The 18949-nt window shown below is 75.4% G+C and carries 13 protein-coding genes and 1 pseudogene; 8 read left to right on the top strand and 6 right to left on the bottom strand.

All coding sequences use genetic code 11. The features are described 5' to 3' along the window. The first annotated feature begins 169 nt into the window (after positions 1-169). Positions 170-2539 (top strand): lamin tail domain-containing protein, encoded by a 2370-nt coding sequence (locus ACGFZP_RS15925; protein ID WP_392932694.1) that lies wholly within the window; start codon positions 170-172, stop codon positions 2537-2539. Between the two features lie 91 nt (positions 2540-2630). On the opposite strand, the gene ACGFZP_RS15920 is transcribed toward ACGFZP_RS15925, so the two are convergent. Then, positions 2631-3311 (bottom strand): hypothetical protein, encoded by a 681-nt coding sequence (locus ACGFZP_RS15920; RefSeq protein WP_392932691.1) that lies wholly within the window; start codon positions 3309-3311, stop codon positions 2631-2633. Between the two features lie 336 nt (positions 3312-3647). Here ACGFZP_RS15920 and ACGFZP_RS15915 point away from each other — a divergent pair, with 336 nt between their 5' ends. The 4 genes from ACGFZP_RS15915 (at position 3648) to ACGFZP_RS15900 (ending at position 9005) form a co-directional block, all read left to right on the top strand. Beyond that, positions 3648-5720: a TerD family protein gene (locus ACGFZP_RS15915; protein ID WP_392933476.1), complete on the top strand. Its 2073-nt coding sequence runs from the start codon at positions 3648-3650 to the stop codon at positions 5718-5720. Positions 5721-5950: 230 nt separating this feature from the next. Then, complete coding sequence (locus ACGFZP_RS15910) at positions 5951-6112, top strand: hypothetical protein (protein ID WP_392932689.1); 162 nt, start codon at positions 5951-5953, stop codon at positions 6110-6112. Beyond that, positions 6109-8469, top strand: a complete 2361-nt coding sequence (locus tag ACGFZP_RS15905) for a heavy metal translocating P-type ATPase (protein WP_392932687.1) — start codon at positions 6109-6111, stop codon at positions 8467-8469. The genes ACGFZP_RS15910 and ACGFZP_RS15905 overlap by 4 nt, the downstream gene beginning before the upstream one ends. After that, positions 8466-9005: a copper chaperone PCu(A)C gene (locus tag ACGFZP_RS15900; RefSeq protein WP_392932684.1), complete on the top strand. Its 540-nt coding sequence runs from the start codon at positions 8466-8468 to the stop codon at positions 9003-9005. Before ACGFZP_RS15905 ends, ACGFZP_RS15900 begins: the two co-directional genes overlap by 4 nt. A gap of 64 nt (positions 9006-9069) precedes the next feature. On the opposite strand, the gene ACGFZP_RS15895 is transcribed toward ACGFZP_RS15900, so the two are convergent. Genes ACGFZP_RS15895 through ACGFZP_RS15885 form a run of 3 tightly spaced genes read right to left on the bottom strand, consistent with a single transcriptional unit; the run spans position 9070 to position 11825 of the window. Next, complete coding sequence (locus ACGFZP_RS15895) at positions 9070-9498, bottom strand: SgcJ/EcaC family oxidoreductase (RefSeq protein ID WP_392932682.1); 429 nt, start codon at positions 9496-9498, stop codon at positions 9070-9072. 18 nt (positions 9499-9516) lie between these two features. Beyond that, entirely contained in the window at positions 9517-10836 is a 1320-nt protein-coding gene (locus ACGFZP_RS15890; RefSeq protein WP_392932679.1) for an MFS transporter, read from the bottom strand. Beyond that, entirely contained in the window at positions 10833-11825 is a 993-nt protein-coding gene (locus ACGFZP_RS15885; RefSeq protein WP_392932678.1) for a DMT family transporter, read from the bottom strand. The genes ACGFZP_RS15890 and ACGFZP_RS15885 overlap by 4 nt, the downstream gene beginning before the upstream one ends. A gap of 117 nt (positions 11826-11942) precedes the next feature. On the opposite strand from ACGFZP_RS15885, the pseudogene ACGFZP_RS15880 reads away from it, so the two are divergent. Then, positions 11943-12767 (top strand): annotated as a pseudogene (locus ACGFZP_RS15880) (LysR family transcriptional regulator); the annotation flags it as partial. Here the strand turns inward: ACGFZP_RS15880 and ACGFZP_RS15875 are convergent. Together ACGFZP_RS15875 and rox are read right to left on the bottom strand one after the other, a co-directional pair. Next, positions 12685-13488 (bottom strand): response regulator, encoded by an 804-nt coding sequence (locus tag ACGFZP_RS15875; protein ID WP_392932675.1) that lies wholly within the window; start codon positions 13486-13488, stop codon positions 12685-12687. The pseudogene ACGFZP_RS15880 and the gene ACGFZP_RS15875 sit on opposite strands and share 83 nt — an antisense overlap. A 107-nt stretch (positions 13489-13595) precedes the next feature. Beyond that, positions 13596-15035 carry a rifampin monooxygenase gene (gene rox / locus ACGFZP_RS15870; RefSeq protein ID WP_392932672.1) on the bottom strand — a complete coding sequence of 480 codons (1440 nt, stop codon included), beginning with the start codon at positions 15033-15035 and terminating at the stop codon, positions 13596-13598. Positions 15036-15352: 317 nt separating this feature from the next. Here rox and ACGFZP_RS15865 point away from each other — a divergent pair, with 317 nt between their 5' ends. Together ACGFZP_RS15865 and ACGFZP_RS15860 are read left to right on the top strand one after the other, a co-directional pair. Continuing rightward, a complete protein-coding gene (locus tag ACGFZP_RS15865; protein WP_392932669.1) occupies positions 15353-15493 on the top strand; it encodes a hypothetical protein in 141 nt (46 codons plus the stop codon). Between the two features lie 342 nt (positions 15494-15835). Next, positions 15836-18895, top strand: a complete 3060-nt coding sequence (locus ACGFZP_RS15860; RefSeq protein WP_392933474.1) for a type 2 lanthipeptide synthetase LanM family protein — start codon at positions 15836-15838, stop codon at positions 18893-18895. Positions 18896-18949 lie beyond the last annotated feature (54 nt).

Here is an 18949-nt window from a genome sequence, read left to right as displayed (position 1 = left end):
CCTCCACGGCAAGAGGCGGCCGCCGCTACGCCGCGCGCGACGGCCCGCCGAACTGTTCTCCCGCTGTACGTCTGGCCGTTGGGCCCAGCCCGCGGTAAGGCAGGGATGGCACTGCTAGACACGCAGCGCCCGAAGTTCCACTGGTCGTCAGGTCGTCAGGAGGACGCCCATGCGGCGTAATGACCGAGTCCGGCTCCGCACCGTGGCGGGGGCTTCCGCCGCCGCCGTGGTCGGTGCTCTGCTGGCCCTTCCCGGTGGCACCGCGCAGGCGGTCTCGCCGGACATCGTGATCAGCCAGGTGTACGGCGGTGGCGGCAACTCCGGCGCCCCCTACACCAACGACTTCATCGAGTTGTACAACCGGGGCACCACCGCGGTGTCCGTGACGGGCTGGACCGTGCAGTACGCCTCGGCGGCCGGATCGTCCTGGTCGCGGACCACCCTGTCGGGGTCGATCGCCCCCGGCCGGTACTACCTGGTGCAGGAGGCCGCCGGAGCCGGCGCGGGTGCGGCGCTCCCCACCCCGGACGCCACCGGGACGCTGGCGCTCAGCGCGACCGCGGGGAAGGTCGCGGTGGTGACCAACGGGACTGCCCTGACCTGTGGTTCGGGCTGTGCGACGCAACCCGGGGTGAAGGACCTGCTCGGGTACGGCGGCACCGCGAGCTCGGCCGAGGGCACGCCGACCGGCAATCTGTCCAACACCACGGCCGCCCTGCGCGCGGGCGGCGGCGCCACGGACACCGACGGCAACGCGGCGGACTTCGCGCTCACCGCGCCCGCCCCGCGCAACTCCGCCTCCCCGGGCGGCGGTTCGGGCGGCGGCACCCGAATACACGACGTGCAGGGCGCGGCCCACCTGTCCCCCCGCAGCGGGCAGTCCGTCAGCGCCGTACCCGGCGTGGTGACGGCGGTCGGCGCGAGCGGGTTCTGGTACCAGGACCCGGTGCCGGACGCCGACCCGGCCACCAGCGAGGCGCTCTACGTCTACACGACCGGCGCGCCCGGGGTCGCGGTCGGCGACTCGGTGACGGTCGGAGGCACGGTGAGCGAGTACCGCCCGGGCGGCACCGGCGGCGCCACCAACCTGACGACCACCGAGCTGACCACCCCCGCCGTGGCCGTCCTGGCGCACGGCGCCCCGCTGCCCGCGCCGACCGTGGTCGGCAGCGGCGGCCGGGTGCCGCCGGCCGCACTGATCTCCGGTACGGCCTCCGGCGACGTGGAGAGCGCCGGCCCGCTGAAGCCCGCCACCGACGGCATCGACTTCTGGGAGTCGTTGGAGGGCATGCGGGTCGAGCTCGACAACGCGGCCGTGGTCGGGCCGCGCACCTCGTTCGGCGAGATCCCGGTGGTGCCGCAGGGCAGCACCACCCGCACCGGCCGCGGCGGCATCCTGCTCCAGGCCGCCGACGGCAACCCCGAGCGGGTGATCGTCGACGACGTGCTGGCCCCCACCCCGACCGCCGATACCGGGGACACCCTGGCCGGCGCGACGGTCGGCGTCCTCGACTACTCCTTCGGCAACTTCAAGCTGCTGGCCACCGCCACTCCGACGGTCACCTCCGGCGGCATCGCGCCCGAGACGACGGCGGCGCCGACCGCCGGCCAGCTGGCCGTGGCCACGTTCAACGTGGAGAACCTCGCCCCGGGCGACCCGCAGAGCAAGTTCGACGGCCTCGCGGCCGGCGTGGTCACCAACCTGCGCGCGCCCGACCTGGTCGCGCTGGAGGAGATCCAGGACAACAGCGGCGCCACCGACAACGGCACGGTGGCCGCCGACCAGACGGTGGCCAAGCTCGTCGCCGCCATCTCCGCGGCGGGCGGCCCGGCGTACTCCTACCGGCAGATCAACCCGCAGAACGACCAGGACGGCGGGCAGCCCGGGGGCAACATCCGCCAGGTGTTCCTGTACCGCACCGACCGCGGCCTGAGCTTCACCGACCGGCCCGGCGCGGGCGCCACCACCGCCGACTCGGTGGTCGCCACCGCCGGCACCCCCTCCCTCGCCTACTCCCCCGGCCGGATCGACCCCGGCAACCCGGCCTTCGCCGCCAGCCGCAAGCCGCTGGCCGGCGAGTTCCGCTGGAACGGCCGACCGGTCTTCGTGATCGCCAACCACTTCAACTCCAAGGGCGGCGACCAGCCCCTCTTCGGCCGCTACCAGCAGCCCGCCCGCCCCTCCGAGACCCAGCGGCACGCCCAGGCCACCGTGGTGCGCGCGTTCACCGACCAGATCCTCGCGGTGGACCCGAACGCCTCGGTGATCGTGCTCGGCGACCTCAACGACTTCGAGTTCTCGCAGACCGCCGACATCCTGACCGCCGGCGGAGCGCTGGTCGACCTGCCGCGCACGCTGCCCCCGGCCGAGCGCTACACCTACGTGTACGAGGGCAACTCGCAGGTGCTGGACCACATCCTGGTCTCGCCCGCGCTGGCCGCGACGGCCTACGCGTACGACATCGTCCACCTCAACAGCGAGTTCGCCGCCCAACTCAGCGACCACGACCCGCAGATCGTCCGGATCCTGCTGCCGTAGGGGCTTGGGGCCCCGCTGCCGAGCCCGCGCCGACCGGCGCGGGCTCGGCAGCACGGGGTCGGCGGCACGGGGCCCTCGGTAGCGCAGGGGCTCAGTAGCGCAGGGCCTTCACCACGACCGGGAGCAGCGTCTGGTCCGGCGGCTTGCGGCTGAACGCGACGGGTGAGGCCTTCTCCCCCGCCGGGAGGTTCTCGACGCCCACGACCGCGCTGTCCACCGTCTTGCCGCTGGTGTCGGTGAAGTCCACCTGCACCGCGTAGGAGGCCGTGTCGAGCCCGCTGTTGGTGATGGTCACCACGACCGCGTGCAGCCCGCCGGTGTTCGCCCGCGACAAGCCGGTGATGGTGACGTCGCCCAGCGCGTTGCCGCCATTCTCCAGCACGCCCAGCGCCGCCGCCGCCCGCTCCCGGGCCTGGACGCCCTGCGCCGACACCGACGCCTCGAAGGAGGCCGCGGCCGCGGCGGCCGACGCGGCCGCCGCCGAGACCGAGGCCAGCGCCGACTCGGCCGTCGAGGCGAGCGCGGAGGGCGGTTCCCCGGAGAAGGACGACGGGTTGGGGGTGGTGCTCAGCGTCGTCTCGGGCGCCGGCCCGGAGGACGAGCTGATCGACGGATTGGTCGAGGAGCTGCTGCAGGCGGCCAGTACGCCGACGCCGGTGACCATCGCCAGCAGGGCGACCGCCCGTGGCGCCGTCCACCACCGGCGGCCGGCCGCGCCCGCACCTCGCGCACGGCTCGGGGGACTCTTCGGGAGGGTGTGGAGTTCGCGCACCGGGAATCGCTCTCCTGAATCGGTGTCCGACGGCCAGGGCCCGTACCTCCCCCATGCTTCGCAACAACCGCCGCGACGGCGAGACGTGCTGACCCGTTCGGGTGGGCACCGCCGACGTTCTCGGGGGTCGCGGTGCGCGAGGGGGGGCAGAAAGATCACATTCCGATTGCGTGCATACAATCTGCATGAAGCCTGGCCAGAGCACCCGTCAGAGGTACTAGGCTCGCAGTCGGTCGGACTGGTCGGACCGGTCGGACGCCAGCGGCAGCAACAGTTGACGGCTGCGCCGGTTCCGTCGGCGCGGCCCCGTTCCTCTGGGGGACATCCGTGCAGGACATGGTCAAGGGTGCCAACGTCGGGCTCGCGGCGCTGAGCGAGAGCGCCGATTCCGTCCTGGTGAGCCTGGGCTGGAGCAGCCCCGACGGTGACGGGGACGCCGACGTGTCGGTGCTGCTGTTGACCGCGGACGGCAAGGTGCGCAGCAACGCCGACTTCTTCTTCTACAACCACCCGGCCGCCGAGGACGGGAGCGTCGAGCTGCTCGGGCGGACCCCGACGGAGGCCGGCACCGAGGACCGCATCCGGCTGGACCTGGCCGCCGTGCCCGCGGACGTCGAGCGCCTGGTGATCGCCGCCAGCCGCCACCAGCGGGCCGCGTTCGGCCGGCTGGACGACCTGCGGCTCGAACTGGCCGACGCCACCGGCGAGCGGCTGCTCGGCTTCTCCATCACCGACGCGGACAGCGAGAGCGCGTTCGTCTTCGGCGAGATCTACCGGCGCAACGAGGAGTGGAAGTTCCGCGCCGTCGGACAGGGGTACGACACCGGACTGGCCGGGCTGGCCACCGACTTCGGCATCGACATCGAGGACGACGAGGGCGACGCCGACCCCGCGAGTGACGACACCACGGGCGACGCCGACCCGTCGGCCGAGGCGGAGGCGGAGACGGAGCCGGCGGCCGCCGGAGCCGACTCGGCCGTCCCGGCCGTCCCGGCCGGGACGGCCGACCCGCAGGCCAAGGTGCTGGTCCCGGCCCAGGCCCCGTCTCCCGCGGCCGCACCCGCGGCGCCCGCGGACCCGGCCGCACCGGCCGCGCCCAAGCGGCTTCGGACGGCGCGGAAGAAGGTGACCCTGCCGAAGACCGCCAAGCCTTCGCTCGCCGAGAACGACGGCTGGCGCCGGGCCCGGCTCTTCCCCGCCACCAGTCTCAAGAGCGACCGTGAGCGCGAGGTCCGGGCGACGTCCGTCCTGCTGTCGGTGATGTCCGAGGTGCCCGAGTTCGGCCGCCGGCTCACCGCCGCGTTCGGGGCGCCCGCCGGCCGGATGGAGACCTTCGCCGAGGTCTCGCTCCCCCACGGCGACTCCCCCAAGCGCCCCGACGGCGTCATCCGGGTCGAGCGGGCCGGGCGGCTGTGGACGGCGCTGCTGGAGAGCAAGACCAACGGCAACCCGCTCAAGGCCGACCAGGTCCAGGACTACATGGACATCGCCGCCCGGCGCGGCTACGAGGCGGTCATCACCCTCTCCAACGACGTGGCGCTCGAGGGCAGCCCGCTGGTCTCCGTGAAGATCGACGGGCGCCGCAAGCACAAGGTGATGCTCTGCCACCTGTCCTGGGCCGAGGTCGCCTACCAGGCGAGGATGCTGATCCGCCACGAGGGCGTCGGCAACCCGGCGCACGCCTGGCTGCTGCAGGAGCTCCTGCACTACCTGCAGCACGAGAACTCCGGCTGCCACGGGTTCCAGAACATGGGCCCGGCCTGGGTGCCGGTCCGCAAGGGCATCGACGACGAGACCCTGGCCGCGGGGGACGAGCGCGCGACGCAGGTCATTGAGAGCTGGGAGCGGCTGATCCGCCAGGTCTGCCTCCAGCTCGGCGGCGAGCTCGGGGTCACCGTGCTGCCCGCCCAGCGGAACCGGCGCGGCGAGGACCCGCGGGCGCGGCGCTCGGCGCTGGCCGACCGCCTCTGCGCCGAGGGTCGGCTGAACGCGGAGATCCGGATCGACGACACCATCGGGACCATCGGCATCACGGCGGACCTGCGGGTCGGCAAGCTGCGCACCTCCATCGAGATCCCGGCCCCGGAGCAGGGCTACCCGCTCAGCTGGGTCAAGCGGCTGGTCCGCCAGCTCGCCGAGGCGCCGGCCGACCTGCACGTCGAGACGCTGACGGACGGCGACGCCGCCGGGCCTCGCGGCACCCTGGAGCGGCTGCGGCCCGAGCCGGGCGACCTGCTGCCGAAGGACTCCTCGAAGATCACCGGGTTCCGGCTCTCGCTGTCGAAGTCCGTGGGCGGCACGCGCGGCAACGCCGAGACGGGCTTCATCCGGGGTGTCGACGACGCCGTCGCCCGGTTCCACACCCAGGTGGTCGCCCACCTCGACCGGCGGACGGCCCGACGGGCGTAACGCGGGGACGGTCGGCCGGTACGGGCCCGGAGCGCACTGCGCTCCGGGCCCGTTTCCGTGCCGGCGGCGGGCGGGGATGCCCGCCGGGGGCTCCCGGGCCGGGGCACGGGATCGCAGGTCGGGATACCCGGGCCGGGTTACGGGTCGGGCAATTCGGAACGTACGGGAACCAACGGGGGTGGGGAGCCGACTGCTGGGGGGTGAGTGCGATGTCGCCGGGTGGCCGGCCGTTGAGTGTGCTGGCGGGGTTCGCCCTGCTGCTGGTGGTGGTGTTCGTGGTGGCCTTCGCCGTGGGGCGGGGAGCCGGGCCGGTCTCGCCGGGGCTGGTGCCCGGGAGCGGCGGCGGGGGCAAGCCGGGGATGAGCGGGCACGACATGGGGGCCGGGCAGTGAGCCCGGTCGCGGACGCGGACACCGGGACGCCGGTCACCACGGACCTCGCGGTCGGCGGGATGACCTGCGCGGCCTGCGTCGGCCGGGTCGAGAAGCGGCTGGCGCGGATCGGGGGGGTGACGGCCGGCGTCAACCTCGCCACCGGGCGGGCCCGGGTGCTGCACCCGGTCGGGGTGGCCGTGGCGGACCTGGTCGCGGCGGTCGAACGGGCCGGCTACACCGCGGAGCCGGTGACCGGGGGTCAGGCCCCGACCGGCCCCGAGGAGGACTCCGCGGAGCGCCGGCGGCTGCTGGTGACGGTGTTGCTGGCGGTACCGGTGGTGGTGCTGTCGATGGTGCCCGCGCTGCAGTTCGCGGCCTGGCAGTGGGTCTGCTTCGCGCTGGCCGTACCGGTGGTGAGCTGGGGTTCGGCCGGGTTCCACCGACGGGCCTGGCAGGGGCTGCGGCACGCCGCGGCGACCATGGACACGCTGGTCAGCCTCGGCGTGGTGGCCTCCTTCGGCTGGTCCGGCTACGCGCTGGTGTTCGGCGGCGCCGGGGAGATCGGCATGCGGATGCCGTTCTCGCTGACGGCCGACGGCGGCGGCGCGGCGCACGTCTATCTGGAGGCGGCCGTCGGGGTCCCGCTGTTCGTCCTGGCCGGACGGCTGTTGGAGGGCCGGGTGCGGCGGCGCAGCGGGTCGGCGCTGCGGGCGCTGGCCGAGCTGGGTGCCAAGGAGGTCTGCGTCCGCGATCCGGAGTCCGGCGAGGAACGCCTGCTGCCGATCGAACAGCTGCTGCCCGGGCGGGAGTTCGTCGTCCGGCCGGGCGAGCGGGTGGCCACCGACGGGGTGGTGGTGGAGGGCGGTTCGGCGCTCGACCTGAGCCTGCTGACCGGGGAGAGCGTGCCGGTGGAGGTCGGTCCCGGGGACGGGGTGGCGGGCGCGACGGTGAACGTCGGCGGCGCCCTGGTGGTGCGGGCGACGGCGGTCGGCGCGGACACCCAGCTGGCCCGGATCACCGCGCTGGTGGCGGACGCCCAGGCCGGGAAGGCCCGGGCGCAGCGGCTGGCGGACGCGGTGGCGGGGGTGTTCGTCCCGTGCGTGCTGGCGGTGGCGGTGTGCGTGCTGGGCTTCTGGCTGGGCGCGGGCGCCGATCCGCAGGCGGCGGTGACGGCGGCGGTGTCCGTGCTGGTGGTCGCCTGCCCGTGCGCGCTGGGGCTGGCCACGCCGACGGCGCTGCTCGCGGCGACCGGGCGGGGCGCGGAGCTGGGTGTGCTGGTGCGCGGGCCGGAGGTGCTGGAGAGCCTCAGGCGGATCGACACCGTGGTGCTGGACAAGACCGGGACCCTGACGACCGGCCGGATGGAGCTGGCCTCCGTCACGGTGGCGCCGGGGGCCGGTCCTGCCGGGACCGGGCCCGCGCGGGTGGGCGCGGCGGACGTGGGCGCGGCGGAGGTGCTGCGGCTGGCCGGGGCCGTGGAGTTCCGCTCGGAGCACCCGATCGGACGGGCCGTCGTGGGGGCGGCCCGGGACCGGTGCGGGTCCCTCCCGGCGGTGGCGGGCTTCGCCGCCACCGCCGGGATCGGGGTGTCGGGCACGGTCGAGGGCCGGGAGGTCCGGGTCGTCCGGCCGGACGACGCGCGGGGTCCGCTGGCGTCCGAGCTGACCGAGGCGCTCGCGGCGGCCGGGGACGCCGGCCGGACGCCGGTGGTGGTGGAGCTGGACGGTCGGGCGGTGGCCGTCCTCGCGGTCGGGGACACGGTGCGGTCCGGCAGTTGGCGGGCGCTCCACCGGCTGCGCGGGATGGGGCTGGAGACCGTCCTGCTCACCGGGGACGGGCCGGGCGCGGCCCGGGCGGTGGCCGGGGAACTGGGCATCGAGCGGGTGCACTCGTCCGCCTCGCCCCAGCGCAAGGCCGAGGTGGTGGCCGAACTGCGGGCGGCGGGGCGGACGGTCGCGGTGGTCGGCGACGGCGTCAACGACGCGGTCGCCCTGGCCTCGGCGGACCTCGGGGTGGCGCTGGCCTCGGGCAGCGACGCCGCAATCGGGGCGGCCGGGCTGACCCTGGTGCGCGGGGACATCGAGGCGGTGGTGGACGCCGTCCGGCTGGCCCGGCGGACGCTGGCCACCATCCGGGCCAACCTGCTCTGGGCGTTCGGCTACAACGTGGTGCTGATCCCGCTGGCGGCGGTCGGGCTGCTGAACCCGATGCTGGCGGCGGTGGCGATGTCGCTGAGTTCGCTGCTGGTGGTGGGGAACAGCCTGCGGCTGCGGACCTGGCAACCGGGGCGGGGCGCCTCGGGCGGGCCCGGCACCGGTGCCTCGGACGGTCGGCGCAGGCCCGCGCGGCGGTCCCCGGCGGGGGCGGCGCGGTGAGCGGGAAGGTGCGGTGGGCGGGGGTGGAGCGGCTGCGGTCGGAGCGTCTGAGGGTGGAGCACCTGCGGGCGGTCGGACCGCCGGTCGCGGCGGCCGCGGTGGCGCTGGGACTGCTCTCCGGGTGGACGGCGGTCGGCGGGGCCGGTCGGCAGCGCCCGGTGGAGGTCGCCGCCCCCGGCTGGGTGCTGCTGCCGACGACCGGCGCGTCCACCGCCACGGCCGCGTTCTTCACGGTGCGCAACCCCGGCGACGTGCCCGACGAACTGGTCGGGGCCAGCTGGGAGCTCGGCGGCCGGATCACGCTGAAGCGGCATCAGCACCAGGGCGCCTCGGGCCGCTGGGAGGCGGTCGCGGCGCTGCCCGTGCCCGGGAGGGGCTCGTTGGTGCTGTCGCCGGAGGACTCCGATCTGATGATCACCAATCCGCCGGCGCTGCGGGTCGGGCAGTGGGTGGAGTTCACCCTCAGCTTCCGCAACAGCCCGGACATCCGGGTGAAGGCCGAGGTGGTCCCGCCGGGGACGCGGCGCACCGGGTGAGGTGCCCACAGGGGCACCACCCGGTGAGGCCGCGTACGCCCGCGCCCGCCCAGGAGCCGCCCGCTCAGTCGCTCACCACGATGGTGTTCTGGTTGGCCGTCAACAGCCAGCGGCCGTTCTCCTTGGCCATGACGTAGAGCGGGCTGCCCTCGTCGCCGATCTGCTCGCCGTCCGCGCCCAGGTAGCGCTGGCGGACCTTCACGGCGGCGACGTCGGGGCGGATGAAGAGGATGTGCACCACCTCGTAGCTGGCGGTGTTCCCGGTGCCCGTGAAGGCGCCGGGGAGCACCTTGCGGGTGAACTCGGCGATCTCGTCGCGGCCGGTGAGCCGCTTGCCGTGGCCGGTGGTCCAGATCGCGTCCTCGCGGAAGAGGCCGATGAACTCCTCGGTGAGTTCGTTCAGTTGGGCGTGCTCAACGGCGGCCACGACCTGCTTGATGGCTTCGGTGGCTTCGATCTCGACAGTGGCGCTCTGCTTCGTGTCCGTGTCCATGGCGACCATGGTGGAACTTCAAGTGCACTTGATGTCAAGGGCAGGCCTCGCTTCGCCGGGAGCGGCGACGCCGGTCACGGTCACCGCCGCGGCCACCGCCGGATGGTCGGGGAGGTGGCGGCGGGCGCGGATCGGCGAGAGGTAGACGGGGAGGAACGCCGAGGCGAGGAGCACACCGCCGAGCCAGAGGGTGGGGTGGAGGCCGGCCACTTCGCCGAGCAGACCCGCCAGGGCGGCCCCGATCGCCAGCGAACCGGTGAGCAGGAAGCGGAAGGTGGCGTTCATCCGGCCGAGCAGGGCGTCCGGGGTCATCCGCTGACGCAGGCTGACGCCGAGCACGTTGTCCATCCCGGTCTTGAAGGCCAGCACCAGCGAGCCGAACCCTGCCACGTACAACCAGACGCCGGCACCGTTCAGCGGGATCAACAGACCGGCCGGTGCGGCACAGAGACCGGCCAGGCCGAGCGCCCGGCCGTAGCCGACCCGGGCCGCGATCGGCCGGGCGCAGCGGGAGCCGAGCAGGATGCCCAGGCCGCCGACCGCCCAGTACAGGCCCAGCGCGCCGGCGGGGAGGTGGAGCTCCCGCACGAACAGCACCGGCAGCAGGGTGTTGACGATCTGGAACCCGAGGTTGGTGAGGGAGGCGGTGAGCGCGAGCGCCCGCAGTTCGGCGTTGCCGAGGACGTGGCGCAGGCCCTCCCCGATCTGCGCGCCCAGACCGGGCCCGTCGCCGCGCACCGGAGGCGGCGCAGGCGCGGGAGTACGGCGCAGGGCGATCAGACGCAGCGCCGAACCGAGGTGACTGGCGGCCGTCACGGCGATGGCGGCCGGTGCGGTGAGCAACTGGACGAGCGCACCGCCCGCGCCGCGGCCGGCGATGTTGCCGACGGCCATCAGGCTCACCACGGCCGCGTTCGCCTGCACCAGGTGGCCGCGGCCGACCAGTTGCGGCAGCACACTCTGTGAGGCGACGTCGAAGAAGACGGTCGCGCACCCGCTCAGCAGGGCGACGGTGTACAGCTGCCAAAGGGTGAGCCCGCCCAGCCACCAGGCGAGCGGGACGGACGCGTACAGCGCGGCCTTCACCAGGTCCGCGACGATGAGGACGCGGCGGTGACGCATCCGGTCCACCCAGGCCCCGGCGGGCAGTCCGATCAGCAGGAACGCGAGGGTGCTCAGCGTGGCCAGTGCCCCGACCTGGCCGGCGCTCGCGTCCAGCGCCGTGACGGCGATCAGCGGGAGGGCGACGTAGCCGATGTTGGTACCGAGCTGGGCGAGCGCGGTGGCGGTGAAGAGGGTGCGGAAGTCGGCTGTCCGCCAGGGTGATTCGGGGCTCATGGTCCGTTCGCTCGGTCGCGGGTGGTGGTGGTCTCGGCGGCGCCGGCCGTGGTTGCGGCCACGACGGCGGTCGCGGTGGTGGGTGTCGGAGCCCGGGCCGGCACCGGCGCCGTGGAGCGGGTGGGTCGTTCACGGTGGTACCGGGTCAGGAAAACCCCGGCCAGCACCACGAGCATTCCCGCGACGGTCCGCATGCTCCATGCCTCGTCGAGGACGAGCACGCCGAGTGCCGTCGAGACGACCGGCAGCAGGTACCCGACGGTGGCCGCACCCGTGGCGCCCTCGATGGCGATGAGCCGGTAGTTGAGGTGGAAGGTGAGCCCGGTGCAGAACACCCCGAGGACGGCGACGGCCGCCAGCGCCAGGACGTCGAACCCGTCCGTGGTGCCGCCGCCGGCGGGCAGGGCCAGCGTGCTGAGCACCGCCGCGACGCCGAGCTGGGCGGCGGAGAGGGCGAGCGGCTCGGTGCCGGTGTCGGTGAGCACACGCCCCATGTAGGTGAACGCGACCGCGTAGCTCGCGGCCGCGCCGAGCAACGCCAGCGCACCCCAGCCGAACCCGGCGCCGTGCTGCGCCGAAGCCGCCTGCCACGGCGAGAAGATCAGCAGCACGCCCGCGAAGCCGAGCAGCAGGCCGCCGAAGCGCAGCGGATGCCGGCCTCGCTCCGTACCGGCGGCAAGGCCGATCAGCAGGGACCAGAGCGGGGTCGTCGCGTTGAGCACCCCGGCCAGCCCCGAGCCGACGCTCTGTACACCCAGCGCGGTCAGGAAGAACGGCAGGGTGTTGCAGAGGAAGGCCGCGACGACGAGGCGGAGCCAGATCGCGGAGCCGCGCGGCAGGCGCTGACGGGCGGAACGGGCGAGGACCAACAGCACGGCCGCCCCGAGGGCGGAGCGCAGCACGGTGATCTGCAACGGGGACAGCCCGTGGCGCAGCGCGAGCTTGGTCCAGAGGAAGCCCGAGCCCCAGAGCAGCGCGAGGACGGCCATCCGTACCACGGGGCACCTGCCTTTCGTCGGACGTGTCAGAGGTGGTGGTACGAACGCTGCCTGCCGGAATCCGACAGGACAAGTGAAATGTTCTGAACCACCTTTAAGCTGGGCTACATGATCGATGTGCGACGTCTCCAGGTACTCCGGGCCGTGGTCAGCGGCGGTTCGGTCAGCGCGGCCGCCACGGCCCTCGGCTACACCCCGTCCGCCGTCAGCCAGCAGGTCGCGGCCCTGGAGAAGCAGACCGGGACGGCGCTGCTGGAGCGGGCCGGCCGCGGCGTCCGGCCGACCGCCGCCGGGCGGCTGCTGGCCGAACACGCCGCCGTCATCGACCGGCAGGTCGCCGAAGCCGGGGCCGCGCTCGCCGACCTGCTGGCCGGGCGGAGCGGGTCGCTGACGGTCCGCTACTTCGCCACCGCAGGAGCCGCCCTCGTCGCCCCCGCGATCGCCGCCTTCCGCGCCGACCACCCGGGCGTCCGGCTCGACCTCGGCATGACCGACCCCGAGGACCCCCTGCACGAGGTGCTCCAGGGCCGTGCCGACCTCGCCGTCGTGGTCCGGCCCCGGGCCGAGGAGCACCCCGGCCTGCGCCTCGTCCACCTGCTCGACGACCCGTACCGCGCCATGCTGCCGAAGGACCACCCGCTCGCCGCGAAGCGCGTCCTCGACCTCGCCGACCTCGCCTACGAACCCTGGGTCCGCAGCGGACGGCCGGGCCCCTGCCAGGACGCCGTCCTGGACGCCTGCAGCGCCGCCGGCTTCCGCCCCGGGTTCACGGTGGACAGCGAGGACTACCCGACTGCCCAGGGCTTCGTCGCGGCCGGCCTCGGCGTCGCCCTCATCCCCCTGCTGGGGCTCACCGCCCGGCGCCACCCCGACGTGACCGTCCGGAGGTTGCGCGCGCCGGAACCGGTCCGCACCATCCACGCCGCCGTCCGGCAGACCGCCTGGGGACAGCCGGCCCTCGCCCGGCTCGTGGCCGCGCTCCGGGAGACGGCCCGGTCGTGAACCCGGGCGTGAGCCCGCAGCGGGCCCGGGACACGTGGGCGACCACCAACCAGGGGTCGTGGCGCTCGGCGAGGTAGAGCCGCTCCCCGATCTGCCGGTTGGCCAGCCCCTCGCCGATCAGCGCCAGCACCTCCCGCTCGCGCACGGTCAGCTCCGGCCCGGCGGCGGCCGGCGCGGGCTCGGCGGCGCTGCGCAGGCGGTCGAGCAGGCGGGTCGTGGCGCCCGGGTCCAGCATCGAGTGGCCGGCGGCGACGGTGCGGACGGCGGCGACCAGGTCGGTGCCGCTGATCTGCTTCAGCACGTACCCGGCCGCACCCGCCATCACGGCGTCGAGCAGCGCCTCCTCGTCGTCGAAGGAGGTGAGCATCAGACAGGCCAGGTCGGGCATGCGGGAGCGCAGTTCACGGCAGACGGCCACGCCGTCCCCGTCGCCGAGCCGGACGTCCAGCACCGCGACGTCGGGGCGCAGCGCGGGCACCCGGACGAGGGCCTGCTCGGCGGTGGCGGCCTCACCGACCACCTCCAGGTCGGGTTCGCCGTCCAGCAGGTCCTGGACGCCGCGCCGGACCACCTCGTGGTCGTCCAGCAGGAACACCCTGACCCGTGCCGGCGCCTCGGCGCCGGCCGTCCTGCTCGCCGTCCCGTGGCCCACCCTCTGCACTCTCCCGGCCCGCCGCTGCGGGACCACGGGCATCATCGTCGATCGCCGGGCGCCGCTCCAGGGCCCAACGGCCCCATTCGCGGGCGCAGGGTCCGCGCTCAGCCGGCGGCGGCGCCGAACCACTCGGGCAGTCGGCCGAGCAGGTCCTGCTGGTCCTCGCCGACCCATGCCACATGGCCGTCCGGCCGCAGCAGGACCGCGGGCACGTCCAGGTCCTCGCCGAGGTCGGCGCCGTGGTCGACGACGTGGTCGACGCGGTCCGCCCAGCCCGCCACCGACAGCCGCCCGGTCCGGTCGAGCAGCAGCCCGCGGCCGCCGTGCATCAGCCCGTAGAGGCCGCCCTGCTTCAGCCGCACGTCCCGCAGCCGCCGGCCGAGCAGCTCGTGGCCCGCGCCGAGGTCGTAGCGGACGCCGACCGCCGTGATCATCTCGGTCACGTACCGGTTGGCCTCCTCGAAGTCCAGGAGCTTCGAGAACAGCTCCCGCAGCGCCCTGGCGCCCGGATCGGACCCCAGCAGCACGCCCTGCGCGAGGGTGCTGGTCAGCACGCGGGCGCCCTCCGGGTGCCGTTCGGCGTGGTAGCTGTCCAGCAGCCCCCGCGGCGCCCAGCCGGCCACCTCGGCGGCCAGCTTCCAGCCGAGGTTGAACGCGTCCTGGAGGCCGAGGTTGAGCCCCTGCCCGGCGGTCGGCGGGTGGATGTGCGCCGCGTCGCCGGCCAGCAGCACCCGGCCGACCCGGTAGCGCTCGGCCTGCCGGCTGGCGTCGCCGACCCGGGACAGCCAGCGCGGCGAGTGCGCGCCGAAGTCCGTCCCGGCGAACACCCGCAGCCGCTCCTTGAACTCCTCGAAGGTCGGCGCCTGCGCGCGGTCCTCGGACACCCCTTCGGCGGGCACGATGAGGCGGTACACCCCGTCCCCCATCGGGACGGCGCCGAACCGGACGTGGGTCCGGTGGATCTCGGCGACCGCGGCGGCCAGCGCCGCCGGGTCCTCGGTCACCTCCACATCGCCCAGCAGCGTCTCGACCCTGGCGGGCTCACCGGGGAAGCCGACGCCGAGCAGTCTGCGCACCGTGCTGCGCCCGCCGTCGCAGCCGACCAGGTAGCGGGCCCGCAGCCGGGTGCCGTCGGCCAGTTCGACGCCCACCCCGTGCTCGTCCTGGCTCAGGCCGACCAGTTCGCAGCCGCGGCGGATCTCGGCGCCGAGTTCGAGGGCGTGCTCGGTGAGCAGCCGCTCGGTGGCCGTCTGCGGGATGGCGAGTCCGTACGGGTGCGCGGTGTCCGCCTGGTCCGGCCACGGCTTGATGATGGCGGCGAAGAACCCGCCGGCCTGGAACCGCTCGCCGACCGCGAGGAACCGGTCCAGCAGGCCGCGTTGGGCCAGCACCTCGACGCTGCGCACGTGCAGGCCGCGCGCCCGGGACTGCCCGGCCGGCTCGGCGAGCTTCTCCAGCACCACCACGTGCACACCGTGCAGTCGCAGTTCGGCGGCCAGCATCAGTCCGGTCGGTCCGCCGCCGGCAACGATGACGTCGATCATGTGATTCCCCCGTTTTCGCAGGTCCCAGCTTTCCCGCTGATTCTGCGGTAAGGCCGGGGCCTTGCCGCAAGCCCCCCGGCCCGCTATAGGTTGAGAGTGCCCGGGAGCCGTCGGCCTCCTTGCCGCCGCCTTCTGCCACCTGGTCAGGAGGCGGGCCGCGACCAGACCGGGCCGGCCGTACGGGCCTCCGGGCCATCGCCTCGGGCGAACGCCGCAGCCGGCACTCGGACTTGCGGCGGCCGACGGTCTGCGGCCCGTCCGGGCCGGGGAGTTCGGAGCACCGGCGGCGCCCGCGCAGGCCGTGGGATGATCCGGCCATGGCTGATCTCGACCGCCGGACGGACCACTGGAACTCCACCGGGTCGGCGAAGACCTTCGGGCACCCGCTGCACCCCGACCAGCGCGGCGGCCACGGCCGCCCTTCGGTGGCCGCCCGACCGCTTCTCACCAAGCCCTGATCCGCGGGAGCGGAAGGCCGTGCGGCACGGGACCCCGGCCGCGCGCGAACCGGGGGCGACCGGACGGTACCGGGGCCCCGATCATGCGGAGGACCGGATCATGCGGGGACGGCGCCACAAAGATGGGGGCCGGTCCCCCATGCCCCGGTGGCCGCGGCAGGACAAGGATCAGCACCGAGGGCGGCGACTTCGACGGCAGCGCCGCCCTCTCCCGGCATCGGAGGTACGGTGGTGGCAGAGGTGAACGCCGTGCGCAGAGCGCGCCCCGACGGGGGCGGCGTACCGGTTCAGGGCCCGGTCGCACCGGTGGCCACCGCCGCCGTATCAACCCCGCACACTCCGATGCCCGGTGACGCCCCCTCGCGCGAGGCGGCGCACCGGCGCGGCCCGCACCCCGCCTGGTGGGAGGCCGGCCTGACACCGGGTCGGCCCGCCCATTCGGGCCGGCCGGACTGGGCCGCCTTCACCGAGGCCGCCGTGGCCGCCGCGCCGCTGCGGGCCGTCGTGCCGAGGGCCGCCTATCCCGGGCTGACCGGGTTCGCCCTCGTCCTGGCACCGTTCGCCGAACGGGCCGCGGTGCGGATGTACGCCGCGCTGCCCGCCGCCGTCCGGGCCTGCGACCGGATCGACCTGCCCGCGGTACGGGCCGGCTTCACCGCCCGGCTCACCGAGCGGCTGGCCCGGCTCGCCGCCCGTACGCTCGTCCTGGAGCTGAACGTGGCCCGGGTGAACGGCCGGCTCTCCGGCGCCACCCCGCAGGAGCGGTTCCGCGCCTTCCTGGCGCACACCGCGCGGCGCGACGGCCTCGCCGCCCTGCTGCGCGAGTACCCCGTGCTGGCCCGGCTGCTCGGCCGGACCTGTCTGGACGCCGCCGACGCGTACGCCGAGCTGCTCATCCGTCTCGCCGCCGACCGGCCTCTGCTGGTCACCGCGCTGCTGCGCGGCGCCGACCCCGGGCGGCTGGTGGCCGTCGAGTCCGAGGCGGGCGACCGCCACCGGCGCGGCCGGGCCGTCGCGGTGCTGCACTTCGCGGGCGGCGCCGCCGTCGTCCACCGCCCCCGGCCCCCGGCCGCGCACCGGCACTTCAACGGCGTGCTCGGCTGGTACAACGACCAGCCGGGAGTCCCCCGGCTGCGCGCCCTCGCCCTGCTGGACCGGGGCGACTACGGCTGGGCGGAGTTCGTCGACGCCCGGCCGTGCCACACCGGGTACGAGGTCGAGCGGTTCTACCGGCGGCAGGGGGCGCTGCTGGCGCTGCTGCACGTACTGGACGGCACCGACCTGCACTTCGAGAACCTCGTCGCCTGCGGGGACCAGCCCGTCCTGGTGGACGTCGAGACGCTGTTCCACCCGCCCGCGCAGCCCTCCCCGGCGGAGGACCCGGCGGCCCGAGCCCTGCACGAGTCCGTCCACCGGGTCGGCCTGCTGCCGCAGTTGCTGCTGGGCGACGAGGGCGCCCTGGACGTCTCCGGCATCGGCGGCGGCGGCCGGACCGGCACGTCCCCGGTGGAGGGCGTGGACTGGGCGGGGGCCGGCACCGACGAGATGCGGCTGATCCGCCGCGCCCGCCCGTTCGGCGAGGCCCGCAACCGGCCCCGGCTGAACGGCGCCCCGGTCGACCCGGCGGCGTACACCGAGGCGCTGGTCGCCGGGTTCCGGGCAGGCTACGCCGCGCTCACCGCCGGACGCTCCCGGCTCCTGGGCCCGACCGGCCTGTTGCGCACCTTCGCCGAGGACGAGGTGCGGGTGGTGCCCCGCGCCACCCGGGTGTACGCGCGGCTGCTGGACGAGTCGACCCACCCGGACGTGCTGCGCGACGCCGCCGCCCGGGGCTCGGTGCTGGACCTGCTGCGGACCGACGCGGTCGGCGACCCGGGCCGGGCCGAACTCGCCGACCACGAGCTCGCGGACCTCTGGGCGGGCGACATCCCGCTGTTCACCGCCCGCCCCGGCGAGCGGGACCTGTGGACCGCGGCCGGCGACCGGCTGCCCGGCGCACTGGCGGAGCCCGGGCTGGCCCGGGCCGAGGCCAAACTCGCCGCACTGAACGGGGTGGACCGCAAGGACCAGGAGTGGATCGTCCGCGCCGCGATGGCGGGCGCCGCCGCCACGCCCCCGCACCGGCCCGGGCGGCCCGCCCCGGAGAACATCTGGGCGACCGCGCCGGAGCCCGAGCAGCTGCTGGCGGCCGCGCGCGGCATCGGCGACCAGCTCGTCGCGCTCGCCTACCAGGCCCCGACCGGCCCCGGCCGCTCCCCGCAGCGCGCGCACCGGCCCGGCGGGCCGCAGCCCCACGACCGCGATCACGCACGCTCCCACCAGGGCCCGTCCCGCGCCAACTGGCTCGGCCTGGAGCTGCTCGGCGAGCGGTACTGGCGGGTCCGCCCGCTGGGCGCCGACCTGGCCGGCGGCTACACCGGGGCGGCGCTGTTCCTGGCCCAACTCGCCGGCCTCACCGGCTCCGACCGGTACGCCGAGGTGGCCCGCCGCGCCCTCGCACCCGTCCCCGGCCTGCTGGAGGCCCTCGGCGGGCACCCCGACCGGCCGGCCGCGGTCGGCTCGGGCGCCTTCGCCGGGCTGGGCGGCATCGCCTACGCGCTCACCGAGCTCGCCCGGATCCTCGACGACCCGCTGATCCGGCAGTGGATCGACCCGGCGGTGGCGCTCACCGCGGCCGCCGCCGAGCGGGAGGCCGACACCGGCGTGCACAGCGGCACGGCCGGCGGTCTGGCGGCGCTGCTCGCCGTGCACGCCGCCACCGGCGGGCCCGCCGCGCTGCGCGCCGCCCGGCTCTGCGCGGACCGGCTGGCCGCGACCCCGCCACCGCCCACCACCGGCTTCGCCCACGGCTCGGCCGGGACCGGCTGGGCGCTGCTGCGGTTCGCCGAGGCCGTCGGCGAACCGGCCGACGGCCCGCACCACCGGGCGGGCCTGGCGGCCCTGCACACCGCCACCGCCGTCCGCTCGCGCGAGTCCTCCTGGTGCCGCGGCCGGCCCGGCATCGCCCTCGCCGTCACCGACAACCCCGGCGCCCTCGCCGACCAGCGGCTCGCCGACTGGGCGCAGCGCGCCGTGCGGAACACCGCGCGCGCCGCCCCGCTCGCGGACCACAGCCTCTGCCACGGCGAACTGGGCGTGCTCGAACTGCTCGGCCGCACCCGGACACCGTACGGTCGCACGCCGTGGGTGCGGCGCGCGGGCGGCCTGCTGGCCACCGTCGACCACGACGGTCCGCGCTGCGGCACCCCGGAGCACGTGGCGCACCCCGGCCTGCTGACCGGCCTCGCCGGCATCGGGCACGGGCTGCTGCGCCTCGGCTTCCCCGAACGCGTGCCCTCGGCGCTGCTGCTCCACCCCCTGCCGCTCCCCCCGTCGGCACCGTCCGCCCCCTTGACCGCCTGACCGCTCACCGGAAGCATCCACCACGAGCGAACCGGCGCCCCGGGGTGACGCACC

Origin of the sequence: Kitasatospora sp. NPDC048239, from assembly GCF_043202015.1 — a bacterium.
Taxonomy (GTDB): Bacteria; Actinomycetota; Actinomycetes; order Streptomycetales; family Streptomycetaceae; genus Kitasatospora.
This window is presented reverse-complemented; position numbering and strand designations above follow the sequence as displayed.